The 19,614-nt window shown below is 70.0% G+C and carries 19 protein-coding genes and 1 pseudogene; 13 read left to right on the top strand and 7 right to left on the bottom strand.

Features of this window, described 5'->3' with window-relative positions; genetic code table 11:
* Positions 1 to 6: 6 nt before the first annotated feature.
* Positions 7 to 864 carry an ATP-grasp domain-containing protein gene (locus tag AB8998_RS18070; protein WP_369739134.1) on the top strand — a complete coding sequence of 286 codons (858 nt, stop codon included), beginning with the start codon at positions 7 to 9 and terminating at the stop codon, positions 862 to 864.
* Here the strand turns inward: AB8998_RS18070 and AB8998_RS18065 are convergent.
* The 4 genes from AB8998_RS18065 to mptB form a co-directional block, all read right to left on the bottom strand.
* Positions 823 to 1,758 carry a COX15/CtaA family protein gene (locus AB8998_RS18065; protein ID WP_369741635.1) on the bottom strand — a complete coding sequence of 312 codons (936 nt, stop codon included), beginning with the start codon at positions 1,756 to 1,758 and terminating at the stop codon, positions 823 to 825. The two genes, AB8998_RS18070 and AB8998_RS18065, sit on opposite strands and share 42 nt — an antisense overlap.
* A gap of 58 nt (positions 1,759 to 1,816) precedes the next feature.
* Complete coding sequence (locus AB8998_RS18060; protein WP_369741634.1) at positions 1,817 to 2,527, bottom strand: ABC transporter permease; 711 nt, start codon at positions 2,525 to 2,527, stop codon at positions 1,817 to 1,819.
* Between the two features lie 62 nt (positions 2,528 to 2,589).
* Positions 2,590 to 3,552: an ABC transporter ATP-binding protein gene (locus AB8998_RS18055; RefSeq protein ID WP_369739133.1), complete on the bottom strand. Its 963-nt coding sequence runs from the start codon at positions 3,550 to 3,552 to the stop codon at positions 2,590 to 2,592.
* The gene (gene mptB, locus AB8998_RS18050) at positions 3,549 to 5,255 is read right to left on the bottom strand and encodes a polyprenol phosphomannose-dependent alpha 1,6 mannosyltransferase MptB (protein ID WP_369739132.1); all 1,707 of its coding nucleotides are present in this window, start codon (positions 5,253 to 5,255) and stop codon (positions 3,549 to 3,551) included. The genes AB8998_RS18055 and mptB overlap by 4 nt, the downstream gene beginning before the upstream one ends.
* A 67-nt stretch (positions 5,256 to 5,322) precedes the next feature.
* Here mptB and AB8998_RS18045 point away from each other — a divergent pair, with 67 nt between their 5' ends.
* From AB8998_RS18045 to AB8998_RS18015, 7 genes and pseudogenes are all read left to right on the top strand, one after another.
* Positions 5,323 to 6,126 (top strand): helix-turn-helix transcriptional regulator, encoded by an 804-nt coding sequence (locus AB8998_RS18045; protein ID WP_369739131.1) that lies wholly within the window; start codon positions 5,323 to 5,325, stop codon positions 6,124 to 6,126.
* The gene (sufB, locus tag AB8998_RS18040) at positions 6,123 to 8,699 is read left to right on the top strand and encodes a Fe-S cluster assembly protein SufB (protein ID WP_369739130.1); all 2,577 of its coding nucleotides are present in this window, start codon (positions 6,123 to 6,125) and stop codon (positions 8,697 to 8,699) included. Before AB8998_RS18045 ends, sufB begins: the two co-directional genes overlap by 4 nt.
* Positions 8,696 to 9,865, top strand: coding sequence for a Fe-S cluster assembly protein SufD (gene sufD / locus AB8998_RS18035; protein ID WP_369739129.1), 1,170 nt, complete (start codon positions 8,696 to 8,698; stop codon positions 9,863 to 9,865). Before sufB ends, sufD begins: the two co-directional genes overlap by 4 nt.
* Complete coding sequence (gene sufC / locus AB8998_RS18030) at positions 9,862 to 10,641, top strand: Fe-S cluster assembly ATPase SufC (RefSeq protein WP_369739128.1); 780 nt, start codon at positions 9,862 to 9,864, stop codon at positions 10,639 to 10,641. The genes sufD and sufC overlap by 4 nt, the downstream gene beginning before the upstream one ends.
* A 3-nt stretch (positions 10,642 to 10,644) precedes the next feature.
* Positions 10,645 to 11,895, top strand: a complete 1,251-nt coding sequence (locus AB8998_RS18025; RefSeq protein ID WP_369739127.1) for a cysteine desulfurase — start codon at positions 10,645 to 10,647, stop codon at positions 11,893 to 11,895.
* A pseudogene (sufU, locus tag AB8998_RS18020) lies at positions 11,892 to 12,378 on the top strand (Fe-S cluster assembly sulfur transfer protein SufU); the annotation flags it as partial. The gene AB8998_RS18025 and the pseudogene sufU, both read left to right, overlap by 4 nt.
* The gene (locus AB8998_RS18015) at positions 12,356 to 12,706 is read left to right on the top strand and encodes a metal-sulfur cluster assembly factor (RefSeq protein WP_369739126.1); all 351 of its coding nucleotides are present in this window, start codon (positions 12,356 to 12,358) and stop codon (positions 12,704 to 12,706) included. The pseudogene sufU and the gene AB8998_RS18015, both read left to right, overlap by 23 nt.
* A 39-nt stretch (positions 12,707 to 12,745) precedes the next feature.
* On the opposite strand, the gene AB8998_RS18010 is transcribed toward AB8998_RS18015, so the two are convergent.
* Complete coding sequence (locus tag AB8998_RS18010; protein WP_369741633.1) at positions 12,746 to 13,459, bottom strand: DUF5666 domain-containing protein; 714 nt, start codon at positions 13,457 to 13,459, stop codon at positions 12,746 to 12,748.
* 116 nt (positions 13,460 to 13,575) lie between these two features.
* Positions 13,576 to 14,235: a DUF5666 domain-containing protein gene (locus tag AB8998_RS18005; RefSeq protein WP_369739125.1), complete on the bottom strand. Its 660-nt coding sequence runs from the start codon at positions 14,233 to 14,235 to the stop codon at positions 13,576 to 13,578.
* Here AB8998_RS18005 and AB8998_RS18000 point away from each other — a divergent pair.
* A complete protein-coding gene (locus tag AB8998_RS18000; protein WP_369739124.1) occupies positions 14,234 to 14,428 on the top strand; it encodes a hypothetical protein in 195 nt (64 codons plus the stop codon). The two genes, AB8998_RS18005 and AB8998_RS18000, sit on opposite strands and share 2 nt — an antisense overlap.
* Positions 14,429 to 14,456: 28 nt before the next feature.
* Here the strand turns inward: AB8998_RS18000 and AB8998_RS17995 are convergent, their stop codons facing one another.
* Positions 14,457 to 16,283 (bottom strand): acyl-CoA dehydrogenase, encoded by a 1,827-nt coding sequence (locus AB8998_RS17995; RefSeq protein WP_369739123.1) that lies wholly within the window; start codon positions 16,281 to 16,283, stop codon positions 14,457 to 14,459.
* A gap of 129 nt (positions 16,284 to 16,412) precedes the next feature.
* On the opposite strand from AB8998_RS17995, the gene trxA reads away from it, so the two are divergent.
* From trxA to AB8998_RS17975, 4 genes are all read left to right on the top strand, one after another.
* A complete protein-coding gene (trxA, locus tag AB8998_RS17990) occupies positions 16,413 to 16,772 on the top strand; it encodes a thioredoxin (protein WP_369739122.1) in 360 nt (119 codons plus the stop codon).
* A 55-nt stretch (positions 16,773 to 16,827) separates the two neighbouring features.
* The gene (locus AB8998_RS17985; RefSeq protein ID WP_369739121.1) at positions 16,828 to 17,637 is read left to right on the top strand and encodes an enoyl-CoA hydratase; all 810 of its coding nucleotides are present in this window, start codon (positions 16,828 to 16,830) and stop codon (positions 17,635 to 17,637) included.
* A gap of 15 nt (positions 17,638 to 17,652) precedes the next feature.
* A complete protein-coding gene (locus AB8998_RS17980; RefSeq protein WP_369739120.1) occupies positions 17,653 to 19,290 on the top strand; it encodes an ABC-F family ATP-binding cassette domain-containing protein in 1,638 nt (545 codons plus the stop codon).
* A gap of 118 nt (positions 19,291 to 19,408) precedes the next feature.
* Positions 19,409 to 19,606 carry a helix-turn-helix domain-containing protein gene (locus AB8998_RS17975; protein WP_369741632.1) on the top strand — a complete coding sequence of 66 codons (198 nt, stop codon included), beginning with the start codon at positions 19,409 to 19,411 and terminating at the stop codon, positions 19,604 to 19,606.
* Positions 19,607 to 19,614: the final 8 nt, after the last annotated feature.

The following is a 19,614-nucleotide window of genomic DNA, read 5'->3' as shown; positions in this document are numbered from 1 at the left end:
CGGGAGATGAAGCTCGCCCGGCCGGACCTCTTCCATCCGCGCATCGTGCTGGCGGGCTGTCGGCGGCACGTCACCGGCGACGGCGACGACGCGGGGCTGGTCGCTGCGCTGCGCCACCGCGGTCTGCACGCACGCTGGCTGTCCTGGGACGACCCCGAAACGGGTCTGGCGGACCTGGTGATCCTGCGTGCCACCGCCGACTACGCCGAGCGGCTCGAGGACTTTCTGGCCTGGATGAGCGTCATGGCCAACGTGCTGAACCCGCCCGCCGTGGTGGCCTGGAACGCCGACCGCCACTATCTGGCCGACCTGGCGCGTGCGGGGGTGCCGACGGTGCCGGGGGAGTTCTTCGCGCCCGGGGAACGTATCCGGGTGCCGCCCAGCGGGCACGTCTTCCTCGGCCCGGCAGTCGGCACCGGGAGCCGCCGCTGCGCCGACCGCGTCTCGGCCGTGGTGGACGCGGGCGAACTACACAGGGCGGGCCGTGCCGTGCTGCTGCAAGCCTGTGACGCGGCCCCCGAGTCGGTGCTGGTCTTTCTCGGCGGCGCGCCGTCGCACGCGTTCACGATGCGGGAACGCCGGCTGGTCCAGGCCGAACCCGACCCGGAGATCTGGGCGGTCGGCGCCGCCGCGCTGGCCGCCGCGGCGGCCCGGACGGGCGTCGCGCGACGCGAGCTGCTCTACGCGCGCGCCCACGTCGTCGGCGGGCACGACGATCCGCGCCTTCTGGAACTGCAACTGGTGGAGCCGTCGCTGGGCTGGCGTCGGTTGGACGCCGGCGCCCGTGACCTCGCCGAGCGCGAGTTCGCGCTGGCCGTGGAGTCAGCCTGCGACCGGCTGGGGCTCGGCCCGCTGTCGCATTGACGCCCACAGCGCCGCGGTGGCCGCCGTGCACGCCGCGGCGCCCGCCACGTGCAGCGCGACCAGGGCGGCGGGGACCCCGGTGTAGTACTGCGCGGTGCCGACGGCGGCCTGCGCGCACACCAGGGCGAGCAGCACGCCGAGCCGCAGCAGGATGGGCCGCGCCGCGCCGACGGCCAGCAGGCCGAAGCCCAGGCCGACCACGAGCGCCAGGTAGGCGACCAGCAGCGACGAGTGCGCGTGCACCAGGGTGTCGATCTCGACCTTCAGCCGCGGCACCGCCCGGCTGGGGCCGCGGTCCCCGGCGTGCGGGCCGGCGGCCGTCACCAGCGTGCCGGTGACCAGCACCGCGGCCAGATTCGCCCCGATCAGGGCGGTCAGGGCGCGCAGCGGCCGGGCCACCCGCCGCCGGACCTCCCCGTCGTCCGGCTCGCCGATCTTGACGTAGAGCAGCACCGACAGCCATACCATCGTCATGGAGGTGAGCAGGTGGATGGCCACTGTCCACCACAACAGGCCGGTCCGCACGGTGATGCCCCCGATGACCGCCTGCACCAGGGTCGACACCGGCATCAGCCACGCGTACACCAGGACCTCGCGGCGCCGGCGCGCCCGGGTCACCGCCAGCACGGCCAGCACCGCGGCGATGACCACCGCGAACGTGATCATCCGGTTGCCGAACTCGACCGCCTGGTGGATGCGCGGGACCTCTGCGTGGGCCACCGGGGTGAAGCTGCCCGGGAAGCACTGCGGCCAGGTGGGGCAGCCGAGCCCGGAGGCGGTGACGCGGACGATCGCGCCGGTGACGGCGATGCCGCCCTGGGTGAGGGTCACGATCGCGGCGATGACGCGCTGGGTGCGCAGGCTGGGATCGGGGAGCAGGTTCACCAGCCGCATCAGCACGCGTCCGATCGTAAGGCAACGACAACTACGGCTTGTAGTACGGGCGTGGGCGTCAGGTGAACCGGAACCAGCGCAGCCCCGCCAGCGCCGCCACCGAACCCCACACCGCCAGGACGGCGACGCCGAACCAGTCCACCGACAAGGTCAACGCCTGCGACAGCGCCTCGGTGAGCGCGCCCGACGGCGTCAGCCGCGAGAGCCATTTGGCCGCCGCCGGGATCATCCGCGTCTCGATGGTCAGCGCGCCGAGCCCGGCGAAGACGAACCACAGCAGGTTGGCGAGCGCGAGGACGATTTCGGCCCGCAGCGTGCCGCCCAGCAGCAGGCCCAGGGCGGCGAATCCGGCGGTGCCCAGTGCGATGATCGCCCCGCCGAGCAGCAGCCCGGCCGGGGCGGGCCGCCAGCCCAGCGCCAACCCGATAGCGCCCAGGATGAGCGACTGCAGGAACACCACCGCGACCACCGCCAGCGACTTGCCCGCGATGATTCCCCACACCGGCAACGGGGTGGCCCCCAGCCGCTTGAGGGCCCCGTAGCGGCGGTCGAACGCGACCGCGATCGCCTGGCCGGTGAACGCGGTGGAGACCACCGCGAGCGCCATGATGACCGGGACGAAGGTGGCGGCCCGGTTGGCGCCGAAGGAGCCCAGCGGCAGCAGCGTGAGCCCGACCAGCAGCGTGATCGGGATGAACATGGTCAGCAGCAGCTGCTCGCCGTTGCGCAGCAGCAGCTTCAACTCCAGGCCGAACTGTGCGCCCAGCATGCGCGGCACGGTGTTGGGCCGCGGGTTCGGGGTGAAAGTGCCTGCGGGAAAAGGGGATTCGCTCACGAACGCAGCTCCCTGCCGGTGAGATCCAAGAACACGTCCTCGAGGCTGCGTTGCCCGACCCGCATGTCGGTGGCGAGCACGCCGATCTGCGCGCACCACGCCGTGACGGTCGCCAGCACCTGCGGGTCGACGGCACCCTCGACCAGGTACTCGCCCGGCGTCGCCTCGCTGACCCGGTAGTCCTCCGGCAGGGCGGAGGCCAGCAGCGACAGGTCGAGCCGCGGCGGCGCGGTGAACCGCAACTGGCCCTGCGCGCCGCTGCGCATCAGCTCCGCCGGCGTGCCCGCGGCCACCGGCACGCCGTGGTCGATGATGACCAGCCGGTCGGCGAGTTCCTCGGCTTCCTTGAGCTGGTGGGTGGTCAGCACCACCGTCACGCCGTCGCGGCGCAGCGCGTCGATCAGCTCCCAGACCAGCAGCCGGGCGTGCGCGTCCAGCCCAGCGGTGGGTTCGTCGAGGAACACCAGTTCCGGGCGGCCCACCAGCGCGCACGCCAGTGCGAGGCGCTGTTGCTGACCGCCGGAGAGCCGCCGGTAGGTGGTGCGGGCCGCCTCGGTCAGGCCCAGGGTGTCCAGCAGCCACGCGGGGTCGAGGGGGTCGGCGGCGTAGGAGGCCACCAGGTTGAGCATCTCCCCGGCGCGGGCGGCGGGGTAGCCACCGCCGCCCTGCAGCATCACCCCGATGCGCGCGCGCAGGCGCGCGTTGTCGGTGACCGGGTCCAGGCCCAGCACCTGGATCGACCCGGCGTCCGGGCGTGCGAAGCCCTCGCACATCTCGACCGTCGTCGTCTTCCCGGCGCCGTTGGGGCCCAGCAACGCGAACACCTCGGCGGCGTGCACGTCCAGATCGAGGTTGGAGACGGCCGCCACGGCTGTCGCGCCGGAGCCGTACCGTTTGCTCACTCCGCGCAGCCGTACCACGATTTCGGGGGCGTCGGGGGTCGAGGCGGGCGCGCTCACGTGGAATCAGCGTAGGCGTCCGGCGCCGCGGCCTGCCGTGGGGTCTCGGCTGACTCGGGGGCCGGCGCGGTCGGCGCCGCTTCGGCCGGTTCCCGGCCCTCGGGCGGCAGTCCCCGCCACGGCAGCCGGGTATAGGTCCCCGCGATCAGTCCCAGCACGATGAGGGTGCTGGCGACCGTCGCATCGACGATCTGGAACAGCGCGAAGCGATCCCCGTTGGCCGTCGGCCCGAAGATGCCCACGACCAGGGTGATGACGATGGCGGCCATCCTGAAGCCGGCGCGGGTCGCCCAGGCCGCCAGGGGGATGATGGCCCAGAGCAGATACCAGGGCTGCACGACGGGGAACAGCAGCACCGTCACACCCAGCGCGACACCCAGCCCGCCGATCGGGTGCAACCGGCCGCGCAGGACCGACACCAGCAGCCAGCCCACCATCACCGTGATGATCAGCACACCGATGGCGCGGGTGAGCGCCAGTACCGCGGTGGTGTGGTCGCCCAGCCCCAGCAGGATGCCCACCTGTCCGGTGCCCAGGGCCAACAGCGTCGGTGGCGACATCCAGCTGCGCACCACGTTGGCGGTGCCCAGCGTGTAGATCCAGCCGAACCCCAGCCCGCTGGCCCAACCGACCAGGGCCATCACCGCCAGCGACAACCCCGCCATCGCGCCGCCGGAGAGCAGCAGCGCGCGCAGGCTACCGCCGCAGCGGTTGGCCAGCGCCATGGTGACGAACCCGAGCGCGAGCAGCGAGGGCAGCTTCACCTGCGACGACAGTGCGATCAGGACCGACCCGGCCAGCAGCAGCCCCAGGGGCTCCCAGGCGGCGGGGTGGCGCCAGGTGGCGGGCAGGAGCCGCGGGAAGCGGGACGGGTCCAGGCCGCGCAGCGCGAACTCGGCGCCGGTCAGCATCAGCCCGAGCATCAGTGCCTCGTTGTGGATGCCGCCGACCAGATGCATGATCAGCAGCGGGTTGGCCGCGCCCAGCCACAGCGCGCTGACCTCGGCCACGCCGCAGCGCCGCGCCAGCCGCGGCGTCGCCCATACGATCAGGCCCACCCCGAGCAGCACCACGACCCGGTGGCAGAGCACGGCGGCGACGATGTTCTGCCCGGTCAGCGACGAGATGCCGCGCCCGATCCACAGGAACAACGGGCCGTACGGCGCCGGGGTCTCCCGCCACAGGCTGGGCACCGACAGGGTGAACACGTGCGACAGCCCGAGCCCGGAGGCCGGACCCACGCGGTAGGGGTCGAGCCCTTCCAGGGAGATCTGGCTCTGGGCGAGGTAAGAGTAGACGTCCTTGCTGTACATCGGCGGCGCGGGCAGCAGCGGCAGGACCCACAGCAGCAGGGTGCGGTCCAGGTCGCCGCGCGACATCCGCCTGCTGCCCAGCGCGAACCGGCCCAGCATCAGCCACGCCAGCGCCATCATCACCGCCCCGGTCGTGGTCATCGTCAGCGACACGGTCTGGATCCGGGACGGCAGGTTCAGCAGCCGCACCCCGAACGTCGGGTCCTGGACGACGGGCCGCGCGCCGGCGCCCAGCGCGCCGATCGCCATCACGACTGTGCCGGTGGCGCCGAACAATCGGGTGCGTTGCATCGCGGTGCGCTCGGTGTCGTTCAGCGGCGAACCCACCGTCAGCTCGTCGCCGTGCAGACTGGCGATCGACGAGCTCAGCGTGTGGTGGCGAGCCGACATCCTCAGCAGCCTAGCCTCGACCGGGCACGGGGTGTGAGCAGCGCAACTCCTCCAGGGGGGACCCGCGGTGGACCGGCGCCCGGAATTGCGTCACACTGGTGTTGTGAAAATCCGAACCAGCGACGAGGCTGTCGCATGCGATGCGGCGGTGTCGCCCGCGACGCCGGATGGTCACACCCGCCGCGCGATCGTGCGGCTGCTGCTGGAATCCGGATCGATCACCGTCGGCGAGATCGGCGACCGGCTGGCCCTGGCGGCGGCCGGCGTGCGGCGTCACCTCGAAGCGTTGATCGAGGCCGGCGACGCCGAGTCCGTGCCCGCCGCGGCCTGGCAGCAGGCGGGTCGGGGGCGTCCCGCCAAACGCTACCGGTTGACCGGGGCGGGCCGGGCCAAGCTCGAGCACGCCTACGACGACCTGGCGGCCGCGGCGATGCGGCAATTGCGCGAGGTCGGTGGCGAGGACGCGATCAAGACGTTCGCCCGTCGCCGCATCGATGCCATCCTGACCGGCGTCGAGGCGGCGGGCAGCCTCGAGGACGCCGAGGTCGAGGCGGCCGCCGCGCGCGTCGCCGGCGCGCTCACCAAGGCCGGCTACGTCGCCACCACCGCCCGGGTGGGCGGGCCGATCCACGGCGTGCAGATCTGCCAGCACCACTGCCCGGTGTCGCACGTCGCCGAGGAGTTCCCGGAGCTGTGCGAGGCCGAGCAGCAGGCGATGGCCGAAGTGCTCGGAACCCATGTCCAGCGGTTGGCGACGATCGTCAACGGCGACTGCGCCTGCACCACCCACGTACCCCTGACCCAGTCACCGAGCAAGGCGCACAGCCCGCGCCGCGCCGACACCACGAGCATCAAAGGAGCGTCGTCATGACCCTGGAAGCCGACAAGACCGCTGCCGTCCCGCTCACCCAAGAGGAGGCCATCGCCTCGATGGGCCGCTACGGCTACGGCTGGGCGGACTCCGACGTCGCGGGCGCGAGCGCACAGCGCGGGCTGTCCGAGGCGGTGGTGCGTGACATCTCGGCCAAGAAGAACGAGCCCGAGTGGATGCTGGAGACGCGGCTCAAGGCGCTGCGCATCTTCGAGCGCAAGCCCATGCCGTCGTGGGGGTCGAACCTGGAGGGCATCGACTTCGACAACATCAAGTACTTCGTGCGCTCCACCGAGAAGCAGGCCGCCACGTGGGACGACCTGCCGGAGGACATCCGCAAGACCTACGACAAGCTCGGCATTCCGGAAGCCGAAAAGCAGCGGCTGGTCTCGGGTGTCGCCGCGCAGTACGAATGTCTGGCCGGAGAGACCCTGGTGTGGACGGCCAACCGGGGACAAGTGCCGATCAAGGAAATCCAGCGCGGTGACCGGGTGTTCTCCTACGACGAGGACGACGAGCGATTTGTCGTGGCCCCGGTCAAGGCCTCCGCGCAGACGGACACTCGGCTCACCTACACGGTCAAGACGACCCGTCGCAGCATCCGCGCGACCGATAACCACCCCATGTTGGTGTTGCGGGACGAACGCAAAGAGGGCCGGCAACGCGCGCGCTTTGCCCGCCGTTGGGTGACAGTTGGTGAGATCAAGCCGGGCGACTTCGTCGCCGTGCCAAGGGGAATCCCCGAGTTCGGCGCCAACGCGGAACTTCCGGGCGTGGCCGGTTTGCCTGCGCCGCAGGCCAGCTCGGTCGACTTGATGTGGCTGCTCGGCCTTTACGTCGGTGACGGCAACCTGCACGTTTCGGGGAGGACGTATCGGGTTCAGTTCGCTATTCCGGCAGCCGATGTCGAGTTGCGCGCGGAGTTGACCCGGGTGGTCAATGAGCTTTTCGGCCTGCGCTGCATCGAAGCCGACGAATACCGTGTCGTCGTGAACTCGAAGGCGCTGACCGAGTGGATCGTGACGCTTGGCTTCAACGGATTGTCGCTGACCAAGCATGTGCCGGACTGGGTCTACGGCGTGCCGGTCGATCAGCGGCTGGCGTTTCTCGGCGGCTGGGTCGACGCCGACGGGTACGTGGGGCCGGCGAGCAGCGGATCGGTCCTCCTGACCTGTGCCAACGAAGCGTCGCTCGGGCAGGCCCGCGAACTGGCCGAATTAAGCGGTCTGCGCGCGGGTGGCCCGTGGTCGTTCACGCAACCCTATCGGCATGCACCGCAGCGCATCCAAACCGCTTGGCGGCTCGGCATTTCCGGTGACTTCGAGCGGCTCGGCTGCCGTAACCCGAAGCGGACGGACCGCTTCGGCCGGCGGCGCTACATGCACTCGTCCACCGGCGCACATGGAACGACGATCCGGGCACACACCAACGACTGGCTCGGTTTCGAGCGGGTCAAGTCGATCGAACCCCACACCGTCGAGCCGGTCTTCGACATCGAGGTGGACGGACCGCACAACTTCGTGGCCGAAGGTCTGGTGGTGCACAACTCCGAGGTGGTCTACCACCAGATTCGGGAAGACCTTGAGGCACAAGGAGTTATCTTCCTGGACACCGACACTGCGCTGCGCGAGCACCCCGAGATCTTCCGGCAGTACTTCGGCACCGTGATCCCCGCGGGGGACAACAAGTTCTCCGCGCTGAACACCGCGGTGTGGAGCGGCGGATCGTTCATCTACGTCCCGCCGGGCGTGCACGTCGACATCCCACTGCAGGCCTACTTCCGGATCAACACCGAGAACATGGGCCAGTTCGAGCGGACGCTGATCATCGTCGACGAGGGCGCCTACGTGCACTACGTCGAGGGCTGCACCGCGCCGATCTACAAGAGCGACTCGCTGCACTCGGCGGTGGTCGAGATCATCGTGAAGCCCGGCGGCCGTTGCCGTTACACCACGATCCAGAACTGGTCGAACAACGTCTACAACCTGGTCACCAAGCGGGCCCGTGCCGAGGCCGGCGCCACCATGGAGTGGGTCGACGGCAACATCGGCTCGAAGGTGACGATGAAGTACCCGGCGGTCTGGATGACCGGCGAGCACGCCAAGGGCGAGGTGCTGTCGGTGGCCTTCGCCGGCGAGGGCCAGCACCAGGACACCGGCGCCAAGATGCTGCACCTGGCGCCCAACACGTCGAGCAACATCGTGTCCAAGTCGGTGGCCCGCGGCGGCGGCCGCGCCTCCTATCGCGGCCTGGTGCAGGTGAACAAGGGCGCGCACGGCTCACGTTCCAGCGTGAAATGCGATGCGCTTTTGGTCGACACGATCAGCCGCAGCGACACCTATCCCTACGTCGACATCCGCGAGGACGACGTCACGATGGGTCACGAGGCCACCGTGTCCAAGGTGAGCGACAACCAGCTGTTCTACCTGATGAGCCGCGGGCTGACCGAGGACGAGGCGATGGCGATGGTGGTGCGCGGCTTCGTCGAGCCGATCGCCAAGGAACTCCCGATGGAGTACGCGCTGGAACTCAACCGGCTCATCGAACTGCAGATGGAAGGTGCGGTCGGATGACCGCCACGGGAACGACGGGCGCGCTCACCAAAGGTGAGCTGTTCGCCTCCTTCGACGTCGACGCCTTCGAGGTCCCGCACGGCCGCGACGAGTTGTGGCGGTTCACCCCGCTGCGGCGGCTGCGCGGCCTGCACGACGGCTCGGCGCCCGCCACCGGCAGCGCGCGCATCGACGTCGACGAGCGGCCCGGCGTGCACACCGAGACCGTCCGCCGCGGTGACGAACGCCTGGGCCAGGCCGGTGCCCCCACCGACCGCGTTGCGGCGCAAGCTTTTTCATCGTTCAACTCCGCGACGCTGATCACCGTCGGGCGCGACGTACAGGTCGCCGAACCGGTCAACGTCACGGTCACCGGGCCCGGCGAGGGCGCGGTCGCCTACGGGCATCTGCAGGTCCGCGCCGACGAACTGGGCGAGGCCGTCGTCGTCATCGACCACCGCGGCAGCGGAACCTACGCCGACAACGTCGAATTTGTGGTCGGCGACGCGGCCCGGCTCACCGTCGTCTGGATCGCCGACTGGGCCGACGACGCGGTGCACGTCAGCGCCCACCACGCCAGGCTGGGCAAGGACGCGGTGCTGCGCCACGTCGCCGTCACCCTGGGCGGGGAGGTCGTGCGGATGTCGGCCACCGTGCGCTTCGACGGCCCCGGCGGCGACGCGGAGTTGCTGGGCCTGTATTTCGCTGACGACGGCCAGCACCTGGAGTCGCGCCTGCTGGTGGACCACGCGCAGCCGGACTGCACGTCCAACGTGCTGTACAAGGGTGCGCTGCAAGGGGATCCGGACTCCGCGCTGCCCGACGCGCACACCGTGTGGGTGGGCGACGTGCTGATCCGCGCGGCGGCCACCGGCACCGACACCTTCGAGGCCAACCGCAATCTGGTGCTTACCGACGGGGCGCGCGCAGACTCGGTGCCCAACCTGGAGATCCAGACTGGTGAGATCGCCGGCGCCGGCCACGCCAGCGCCACCGGGCGTTTCGACGACGAGCAGCTTTTCTACCTGCGCTCCCGAGGCATCCCGGAGGAGCAGGCGCGCCGGCTGGTGATCCGCGGTTTCTTCGGCGAGATCATCTCCAAGATCGCGGTGCCCGAGGTAAGGGAACGGCTGACCGCAGCCATTGAACACGAACTCGAACTCACGGAGAAGACGACAACCTCATGACGACACTGGAAATCAGGGACCTGCATGTCAGCGTCGACAATCCCGACGCCGCCGAGGGGGAGCGCGAGATCCCCATCCTCAACGGTGTGGACCTCACGGTGAAATCCGGTGAGACGCATGCGTTGATGGGCCCCAACGGCTCCGGCAAGTCGACGTTGTCCTACGCGATCGCCGGCCACCCCAAGTACCGGGTGACCTCGGGGTCGATCACGCTGGACGGCGAGGACGTGCTGGCGATGAGCGTCGACGAACGCGCCCGGGCCGGCATCTTTTTGGCCATGCAGTACCCCGTCGAGGTGCCGGGCGTGTCGGTGTCGAACTTCCTGCGCTCGGCGGCCACCGCCGTGCGCGGTGAGGCCCCGAAGCTGCGGCACTGGGTCAAAGAGGTCAAGGCGGCGATGGGTTCGCTCGAGATCGACCCCGCGTTCGCCGAGCGCAGCGTCAACGAGGGATTCTCCGGTGGCGAGAAGAAGCGCCACGAGATCCTGCAGCTCGAGTTGCTCAAGCCCAGGATCGCCATCCTCGACGAGACCGACTCCGGGCTGGACGTCGACGCGCTGCGGGTGGTCAGCGAGGGAGTGAACCGCTACGCCGAGACCGAGCACGGGGGCATCCTGCTGATCACCCACTACACCCGCATCCTGCGCTACATCCGCCCGCAGTTCGTCCACGTTTTCGTCGGCGGCCGCATCGCCGAGTCCGGTGGGCCGGAGCTGGCCGACGAACTCGAGCAGAACGGCTACGTGCGCTTCACCCAAGCGGCTGCGGGAGCGTGACCCATGACGACCCCGACCCGGCTGGACGTCGCGGCCATCCGCGCCGACTTCCCGATCCTGCAGCGCGTCATGCGTGGCGGGAACCAGTTGGCGTATCTGGATTCCGGGGCGACCTCGCAGCGCCCGCTGCCGGTGCTCGACGCCGAGCGTGAGTTCCTGCTCACGTCCAACGGCGCGGTGCACCGCGGCGCCCACCAGCTGATGGAGGAGGCCACCGACGCCTACGAGCAGGGCCGCGCGGACGTCGCGGCGTTCGTCGGCGCCGACGCCGACGAACTGGTCTTCACCCGCAACGCCACCGAGGCGCTCAACCTGGTGTCCTACGTGCTGGGCGACAACCGGTTCGAGCGGGCCGTGGGCGAGGGTGACGTCATTGTCACCACCGAGCTCGAGCACCACGCCAACCTGGTGCCGTGGCAGGAGCTGGCCCGGCGCACCGGCGCCACCCTGCGCTGGTACGGCGTCACCGGCGAGGGCCGCATCGACCTGGACTCGCTGCGGCTCGACGAGCGGGTGAAACTCGTCGCCTTCAGCCATCATTCGAACGTCACCGGGGCGGTGGCGCCGGTGGCCGAAATCGTCGCCCGGGCCAGGGCGGTGGGCGCGCTGACCGTGCTGGACGCCTGCCAGTCGGTGCCGCACCAGCCGGTCGACCTGCACGCGCTGGACGTCGACTTCGCGGCTTTCTCCGGGCACAAGATGCTGGGCCCCAACGGGATCGGCGCGCTGTATGCCCGCCGCGAGCTGTTGGCGACGCTGCCGCCGTTCCTCACCGGCGGCTCGATGATCGAGACCGTGACGATGGAGACGTCCACCTACGCGCCCGCACCGCAACGCTTCGAGGCGGGCACGCCGATGACCTCCCAGGTCGTCGGGCTGGGTGCGGCCGCGCGCTACCTGGATGCGATCGGGATGGACGCCGTCGAGGCCCACGAGCGAGAACTGGTCGCCGCGGCCCTCGAGGGACTCTCGGAAATCGGGGGCGTGCGGATCATCGGGCCCACGTCCCTGGTGGACCGCGGCTCCCCGGTGTCGTTCGTCGTGGACGGGGTGCACGCGCACGACGTCGGGCAGGTGCTCGACGACGAGGGCGTCGCGGTGCGCGTCGGGCACCATTGCGCGATGCCGCTGCACCGCCGGTTCGGGGTGGCGGCCACCGCGCGCGCGTCGTTCGCGGTGTACAACACCGCCGAGGAGGTCGACCGTCTGGTGGCCGGCGTTCGGCGCGCGCTCGATTTCTTCGGGAGAGAATGACGTTGCGGCTCGAGCAGATGTATCAGGAAGTGATTCTCGATCACTACAAGCATCCGCAGCACCGGGGACTGCGGGAACCGTTCGGCGCGGAGGTCTTCCACGTCAACCCGACCTGCGGCGACGAGGTGACCCTGCGGGTCGCGCTGTCCGACGACGGTGAGCGCGTCGTCGACGTCTCCTATGACGGGCAGGGGTGTTCGATCAGCCAGGCGGCGACCTCGGTGCTCACCGAGCAGGTGATCGGCCAGAGCGTCCCGGAGGCGCTCGAGACCATCGCCGCGTTCACCGAGATGGTGTCCTCCCGCGGCACCGTCGAGGGCGACGAGGACGTGTTAGGCGACGGGATCGCCTTCGCCGGCGTCGCCAAGTACCCGGCGCGGGTGAAGTGCGCGCTGCTGGGATGGATGGCCTGTAAGGACGCGCTGGCCCGGGCCTGCGAAGCTTTGAAGGAGGTTGGGTGATGAGCGAGACCACCGCCCCGGACGACGAGCTGCTCGCCGACGTCGAGGAGGCTATGCGCGACGTCGTCGACCCGGAGCTGGGCATCAACGTCGTCGACCTGGGCCTGGTCTATGGCCTCAACGTCGTCGACGAGGGCGACGAGGGAACCGTCGCCGTCATCGACATGACGTTGACGTCGGCGGCATGCCCGCTGACCGACGTCATCGAGGACCAGTCGCGCATGGCGCTGGTCGGCAGCGGCCTGGTCGACGAGCTGCGGATCAACTGGGTCTGGAACCCGCCCTGGGGCCCGGACAAGATCACCGACGACGGCCGCGAGCAACTGCGGGCCCTCGGCTTCACCGTCTGAGTCGGCCCCAACCCCGACGGGCCCTACGGTGGACGGGCCCTACAGGTGGAAGGGGAAGTGCGGGAGGTGCAGATGGTGATGATGGTGGCCGCCCATCGGTGGGCACGCCTCCAGGCTGATGGTCGTCGCCTGCAGTACCCCGTCGCCGCCGGTTCCCTGGGCTCCCAGGCACCGGCCTTTGACGATCGCCTGGGCGCCGGCCTGGGTCTGCTTGCGGTAAGTGGTGGTGTTCAGGACGGTCACCGTGGTGGGCGGCTTCCCGCCGGGGCCGCCGTCGACCGAGATCGTGTTGCCCGAGACCGCGGCCACCCTGCCATAGAGGCCTGCGGGCGGCGGGCAGGTGTCGTCGACCGCCGGGGCGATCGTCACTGAGTCGGCGGTGACGCCGCCGCCCGACGGGGCGCTTTGCGGGGTGGCGCGGACGTTGACGCAACTGCCGGGGGTCACGTCGCTCAGCCGGGCGGGGGTGACCTCGACGACGCGCGTCGACGGCGCGAAGTCGACCGTCGCGCTCCCGGTCCGGGTCCGAAGCGCTATCGCGTTGCCCGACACCGACTCGACGAGGCCCTCGACGTAGTCCCTGCCCTCCGGGGGTGCCGGCGGCGCCGCGCTCGGTGCGGAGCGCGGTGGGGCAGTCGCCGTCACGCTGCGCTTCCCGGCGTCGCTGTTCGTGGTGTGCGTGGCGCCGCACGCGGCGACGGTCAGCGCGACGATGACGGCGACGATCGCGGGTTGGAGCACCCGAGGTTTCACCGGGATGGCAGGCACCGACTTTCTCCGATCGCACGTCGATGCCCGGTGCGGGCGCGTCACACCGCGCCCGCACCGGGCGATACGAACCTCAGGCGGCTGAGGCGAGCGGGTCGCCGTCAGCCGCCCTGGGCGGGTTGCGCCGCCTTGCCACACTTGCCGTCGACGGCCTCGCGCAGCTTGATGCTGGTCGCCTGCAGCGTGCCGGTGCTGTCCTTGGTGCCGCGCGCCTTGATGCACTTGCCCTGCGTGATCGCGTCGCTGGTGGCTTCCACCTGCTTGGAGTACTTGGTCTTGCCGTCGACCGTCACAGCCGTCTGCACGGGATTGCCGGCGGCGTCGTTGGTCGTGACGTTGATCGTGTTGTTGGCCACCGACGCGACCGTGCCCCGGACCGGTATCGGCTTGGCGGGCGCCGGCGTGGCCGAGCCCGACGGCGCCGGGCTGCTGGAGGCGGCCGGGGACTTCGGCCCCTGCGGGCACTTGCCGTTGACGGCGGGCTTGACACGCACCGACGCCGCGGTGACCGGCTGTCCGGCCTCGGCTTCGGCCTTGGTGGGCCGCACGATCACGCAGCTGCCCGTGGTGACGTCGGTGAGCGCCGCGGGGGTGATTTCGGTGATCTTGGTGGTCGGCGTGTAGTCGACGGTGGCGTTGGAGTCGTCCTTCTGGGTGACCTGGACCGCGTTGCCCGCGACCGACGCGACCAGCCCGCTGACCTTGGCCTGACCCTCGGCCGGGGGCACACCGCTGGTGGAGGTCTCGGTGGAGGTGGACATGGACGTGGAGGTCGACGTCGACGTCGACGTCGAGCTGGACTTGTTCGACGAGGTGCAGGCCGCGATGGAGAGCGCGGTGGCTCCGGTGACAGCGAAAACAGCGAACCGGGTGAGTCGAGGGGACTGTGGGCTGACAGATATCAACGTTTCTCCAATCCTGGTTTGGCACCAACGCAAGGGGTTTACCCGTTGAAGCTGAAAGTAACCTGTGTGTAACAAAATCAGAAGGCGTCTTCGGCAACCCGCATGAGGTCGCCGTCGAGGGAGTCGACGACGCTGCGCAGGGAGCTCAGCCTGGGCAGGATGTTCCGGGCGAAGAAGCCGGCGGTGGCAATCTTGCCGCGGTAGAACGCCGCGTCAGTAGCGGCGGCCCGGTCGAGCGCGGCGCGCGCCGCCCCGGCCTGGACCAGCAGGCGCCAGCCGATCAGCAGGTCGCCCACCGCCAGCAGGTAGCGCACCGAGGCGAGTCCCACCTTGTAGATCTCGGGGGGATGCTCGGCGGCCGCCGTCAGGTACCCGGTCAGCGCCCCGGTCATCGCCGTGACATCTTCCAGCGCGGTCTGCAGCAGCCGCGCGTCCGGTTTGAGCGCCTCGTCGCAGGTGTCGATGGTCGCGGCGATCCGGGCGGTGACGAAGCGCAGCGCCTCACCCCGGTCGCGGACGATCTTGCGGAAGAAGAAGTCGAGCGCCTGGATGGCCGTGGTGCCCTCGTAGAGCGAGTCGATCTTGGAGTCGCGCACGTACTGCTCGAGGGGATAGTCCTGCAGGTAGCCGGAACCGCCCAGCGTCTGCAGCGACTCGGTGAGCACCTCGTAGGCGCGTTCGGAGCTCACCCCTTTGACCACCGGTAGCAGCAGATCGTCCACGCGGTGCGCCATCTGGTGATCAGCGCCCGAAACATGTTGCGCCACGCTGTCTTCTTGGTGTGTGGCGGCATACATGTACAGCGCGCGCAGGCCTTCGGCGTAGGCCTTCTGGGTCATCAGGCTCCGCCGCACGTCGGGGTGGTGGATGATCGTCACCCGCGGCGCGGTCTTGTCGGCCATCTGGGTGAGATCGCCGCCCTGCACCCGTTCCCTGGCGAAGGCCAGCGCGTTGAGGTAGCCGGTGGACAGGGTGCCGGCGGCCTTGACGCCGATGGTCATGCGCGCCTGCTCGATCACGGTGAACATCTGTGCGATCCCGTTGTGCACGCCGCCCACCAGATAGCCCACGGCTGGGACGTCCGTGGCGCCGAACGTCATCTCACAAGTCGGGGACGCCTTGATGCCCATCTTGTGTTCGAGCCCTGTGGCATAGACCCCGTTGCGGGGACCGAGCTCGAATGTGTCCGGGTCGAACAGGAACTTGGGCACGTAGAACAGGCTCAGCCCCTTGGTGCCCGGGCCGGCGCCCTCCGGCCGGGCCAACACGAGGTGGAAGATGTTCTCGGCGGTGTCCCCGACATCCCCGCCGGAGATGAACCGCTTGACGCCCTCGATGTGCCAGGTGCCGTCGGGCTGCTCGACGGCCTTGGTGCGGCCCGCGCCGACGTCCGAGCCCGCGTCGGGCTCGGTGAGCGCCATGGTGCCCTGCCAGCCGCGCTCCAGCCCCTCGGCCGCCCACCGCCGCTGCTCGTCGGTGCCCACCTCGTACAGCGCCTGGGCCATCAACGAACCGAGGCAGAAGAAGGTGGCGGCGGGATGGCCGCAGATGATCATCTCGTTGACCGCCCACGTCAGCGGCGGCGGGGCGGGCACGCCGCCGATCTCTTCGGCCAGGCCCAGTCGCCACCACCCGGCCGCTCGGATCGCCTCGACCGTCTCGGCCAACTCGGCGGGCACGCTGATGGTGTGCTGCTGAGGGTCGAACACCGGCGGGTGGCGGTCGGCGACGGCGAACGATTCGGCGAGCGGGCCCTCGGCCAGGCGGGCGGCTTCGGCCAGGATGGTCCGGACGGTCTCCTCGTCGAGGTCGCCGTATTTCCCGGCGCCGAGGACAGCGCCCAACTCGAGCACCTCGAACAGGTTGAACTCGAGATCACGCACGTTCGCGATGTAGTGGCCCAAGGTGGTTCCCTTCACCGGCGGGCATCAGCCACAGTGTCCTCCGAGCCGGAATAGGTACGCAACCGTAACCGGGGCGCCGCCCGGCCCGTCGCGGGAACACAACGCCCCCCCGGCCGCGTTGGGTTCGGTGTGACAACTTTGGAACTCACTGCTGAGAAATTCAACGAAACGATTGAGGGCAACGACATCGTGCTCGTCGACTTCTGGGCCTCGTGGTGCGGACCGTGCCGTCAGTTCGGGCCGACGTTCGAGGCATCGTCGGAGAAGCACCCCGACATCGTCCACGCCAAGGTCGACACCGAGGCCCAGCAGGAGCTGGCTGCGGCCGCCCAGATCCGCTCCATCCCCACCCTGATGGCGTTCAAGAAGGGCATGCTGCTGTTCAATCAGCCCGGAGCCCTGCCGCCGGCGGCGCTGGAGGACCTGGTGCGGCAGGTCAAGGCGTTCGACGTCGAGGCCGCTCAGGCGGATCAGGCGGACCAGACCTGAGCCCCCGCCGCGCTGCGTCGCGGCCCGGCGCGGGGGTCCGCGCTACCGTTCACGGGTGAGTTTGGTTCTGGTAGAGCATCCGCGACCGGGCGTCGCGCTGGTAACCCTCAACCGCCCCGAGCGGATGAACTCCATGGCGTTCGACGTCATGGTGCCGCTCAGGGAGGCTCTCGAGCGGGTCAGGCACGACAATTCGGTGCGGGTGGTGGTGTTGACCGGGGCGGGCCGGGGATTCTCCTCGGGCGCCGACCACAAGTCCGCGGGCGCGGTGCCCCACGTGGACGGGTTGACCCGTCCCACCTACGCGTTGCGCTCGATGGAGGTTCTGGACGAGGTCATCCTGGCCCTGCGCCGGTTGCACCAACCGGTAATCGCCGCGGTCAACGGCCCGGCCATCGGCGGTGGCCTGTGCCTGGCGCTGGCTGCCGACATCCGCGTCGCCGCGACCGGTGCCTACTTCCGCGCCGCGGGCATCAACAACGGCCTGACCGCCAGCGAACTGGGCCTGAGTTACCTGCTGCCCAGGGCGATCGGATCCTCGCGTGCCTTCGAGATCATGCTGACCGGCCGCGACGTGACCGCCGAGGAGGCCGAGCGGATCGGCCTGGTGTCCTGCCAGGTGCCCCAGGATCAGCTGTTGGACACCTGCTATGCCATCGCCGGGCGGATCGCGGCGTTTTCCCGGCCGGGGACGGAGTTGACCAAGCGCACACTGTGGAGCGGGCTCGATGCCGGTAGCCTGGAGGGGCATATGCAGGCTGAGGGCCTCGGACAGCTGTTCGTCCGCCTGCTCACCGCGAACTTCGAAGAAGCGGTCGCCGCGCGCAAAGAGCGCCGGCCGGCGGTTTTCACCGACGACAAATAGGCAAGGGGCGCGATCGTGATCACGGCCACGAACCTCGAGGTTCGCGCCGGCGCGCGCATCCTGCTCTCACCCGACGGCCCGGACCTGCGCGTGCAGCCCGGCGACCGCATCGGGCTCGTCGGGCGCAACGGCGCGGGCAAGACCACCACCCTGCGGATCCTGGCGGGGGAGGGTCAGCCGTACGCCGGTTCGGTCATCTGCACCGGCGAAATCGGTTACCTGCCACAGGATCCCAAACAGGGGGATCTGGAGGTGCTGGCGCGCGACCGGGTGCTGTCGGCCCGCGGCCTCGACGTGCTGGTCAGCGATCTCGAGAAGCAGCAGGTGCTGATGGCCGAGGTCGCCGACGACGAGGCGCGCGACCGCGCGATCCGCCGCTACGGGCAGTTGGAGGAGCGGTTCGTCGCGCTGGGCGGCTACGGCGCCGAAAGCGAGGCCGGCCGCATCTGCGCGAGCCTCGGGTTGCCCGACCGGGTGCTGACGCAGAAACTGCGCACTTTGTCAGGCGGGCAGCGCCGCCGGGTGGAACTGGCGCGCATCCTGTTCGCGGCCTCCGAAGGCGGAGCGGGAGCCTCGGGTTCGGACACCACGTTGCTGCTCGACGAGCCGACCAACCACCTGGATGCGGATTCGCTCGGGTGGCTGCGCGATTTCCTGCGGGCGCACACCGGCGGGCTGGTGGTCATCAGCCACAACGTCGAATTGCTCGCCGACGTCGTCAACCGGGTGTGGTTCCTGGACGCGGTGCGCGGCGAGGTCGACATCTACAACATGGGCTGGAAGAAATACCTCGACGCCCGTGCCACCGACGAGCAGCGTCGTCGCCGGGAACGCGCCAACGCCGAGCGCAAGTCCACTGCGCTGCGCGAGCAGGCGGCCAAGTTGGGCGCCAAGGCGACCAAAGCCGCTGCGGCGCAGAACATGTTGCGGCGCGCCGACCGGATGATGGCCGCCCTCGACGACGAACGGGTGGCCGACAAGGTGGCCCGCATCAAGTTCCCGACGCCGGCTCCGTGCGGGCGGACGCCGCTGGTGGTCAAGGAGTTGAGCAAGACCTACGGCTCGCTCGAGGTGTTCACCGGCCTGGACCTGGCCATCGACCGCGGCTCGCGGGTGGTGGTGTTGGGGCTCAACGGCGCCGGGAAGACCACGCTGCTGCGCCTGCTGGCGGGTGTGGAAAGCCCCGACACCGGCGGCCTCGAGCCCGGACACGGTTTGCGGATCGGCTATTTCGCGCAGGAGCACGACACGCTCGACGACGACGCGACCGTGTGGGAGAACATCCGGCACGCCGCACCCGAATCCGGCGAGCAGGACCTGCGCGGGCTGCTCGGGGCGTTCATGTTCAGCGGCCCGCAGCTCGACCAGCCGGCGGGCACGCTGTCCGGCGGTGAGAAGACCCGGCTGGCGCTGGCCGGTCTGGTGGCGTCGACGGCCAACGTGTTGCTGCTGGACGAACCGACCAACAACCTCGATCCCGCGTCCCGCGAGCAGGTTCTCGACGCGCTGCGCAGCTACGCCGGTGCCGTGGTGCTGGTGACGCACGACCCCGGTGCCGCCGAGGCGCTCGACCCGCAGCGGGTGCTGCTGCTGCCCGACGGCACCGAGGACTACTGGTCCGACGAATACCGCGATCTGATCGAGCTGGCCTAGTTCGGCCGCGCCGCCGCAGGCGATTTTCGGTCAATCCAGCCCACGCCGGACACCGGGTTCTTACTCTGGGTGCTTGGATCGTGAGCGAGCGTTGGGGAGGATACCCGTGGGAAAGCCGGTGCAGAAGTCGAACACGACGCGCGAGCAATTGCTGGGTGAGTTGCGCAGCGCCTACGAGCAGGGGGCCAGTATTCGCAACCTGGCGGCCACCGTCGGCAGATCGTACGGATCGGTGCACAGCATGCTGCGCGAGTCGGGCAACACGATGCGCGGCCGCGGCGGGCCCAACCGCACGGCGAGGTCCTCGCGAACCTAGCCTGACCG

This window comes from Mycobacterium sp. HUMS_12744610, from assembly GCF_041206865.1.
Taxonomy (GTDB): domain Bacteria; phylum Actinomycetota; class Actinomycetes; order Mycobacteriales; family Mycobacteriaceae; genus Mycobacterium; species Mycobacterium servetii.
This window is presented reverse-complemented; position numbering and strand designations above follow the sequence as displayed.

Coding starts and splice junctions, on each gene's coding strand:
- AB8998_RS18070 (WP_369739134.1), top strand. CDS start 7: ATGAAGCTCGCCCGGCCGGACCTCTTCCATCCGCGCATCGTGCTGGCG.
- AB8998_RS18065 (WP_369741635.1), bottom strand. CDS start 1,758: ATGCGGCTGGTGAACCTGCTCCCCGATCCCAGCCTGCGCACCCAGCGC.
- AB8998_RS18060 (WP_369741634.1), bottom strand. CDS start 2,527: ATGCTGGGCGCACAGTTCGGCCTGGAGTTGAAGCTGCTGCTGCGCAAC.
- mptB (WP_369739132.1), bottom strand. CDS start 5,255: ATGTCGGCTCGCCACCACACGCTGAGCTCGTCGATCGCCAGTCTGCAC.
- sufB (WP_369739130.1), top strand. CDS start 6,123: ATGACCCTGGAAGCCGACAAGACCGCTGCCGTCCCGCTCACCCAAGAG.
- sufD (WP_369739129.1), top strand. CDS start 8,696: ATGACCGCCACGGGAACGACGGGCGCGCTCACCAAAGGTGAGCTGTTC.
- sufC (WP_369739128.1), top strand. CDS start 9,862: ATGACGACACTGGAAATCAGGGACCTGCATGTCAGCGTCGACAATCCC.
- AB8998_RS18025 (WP_369739127.1), top strand. CDS start 10,645: ATGACGACCCCGACCCGGCTGGACGTCGCGGCCATCCGCGCCGACTTC.
- AB8998_RS18015 (WP_369739126.1), top strand. CDS start 12,356: ATGAGCGAGACCACCGCCCCGGACGACGAGCTGCTCGCCGACGTCGAG.
- AB8998_RS18000 (WP_369739124.1), top strand. CDS start 14,234: ATGGACGTGGAGGTCGACGTCGACGTCGACGTCGAGCTGGACTTGTTC.
- AB8998_RS18005 (WP_369739125.1), bottom strand. CDS start 14,235: ATGTCCACCTCCACCGAGACCTCCACCAGCGGTGTGCCCCCGGCCGAG.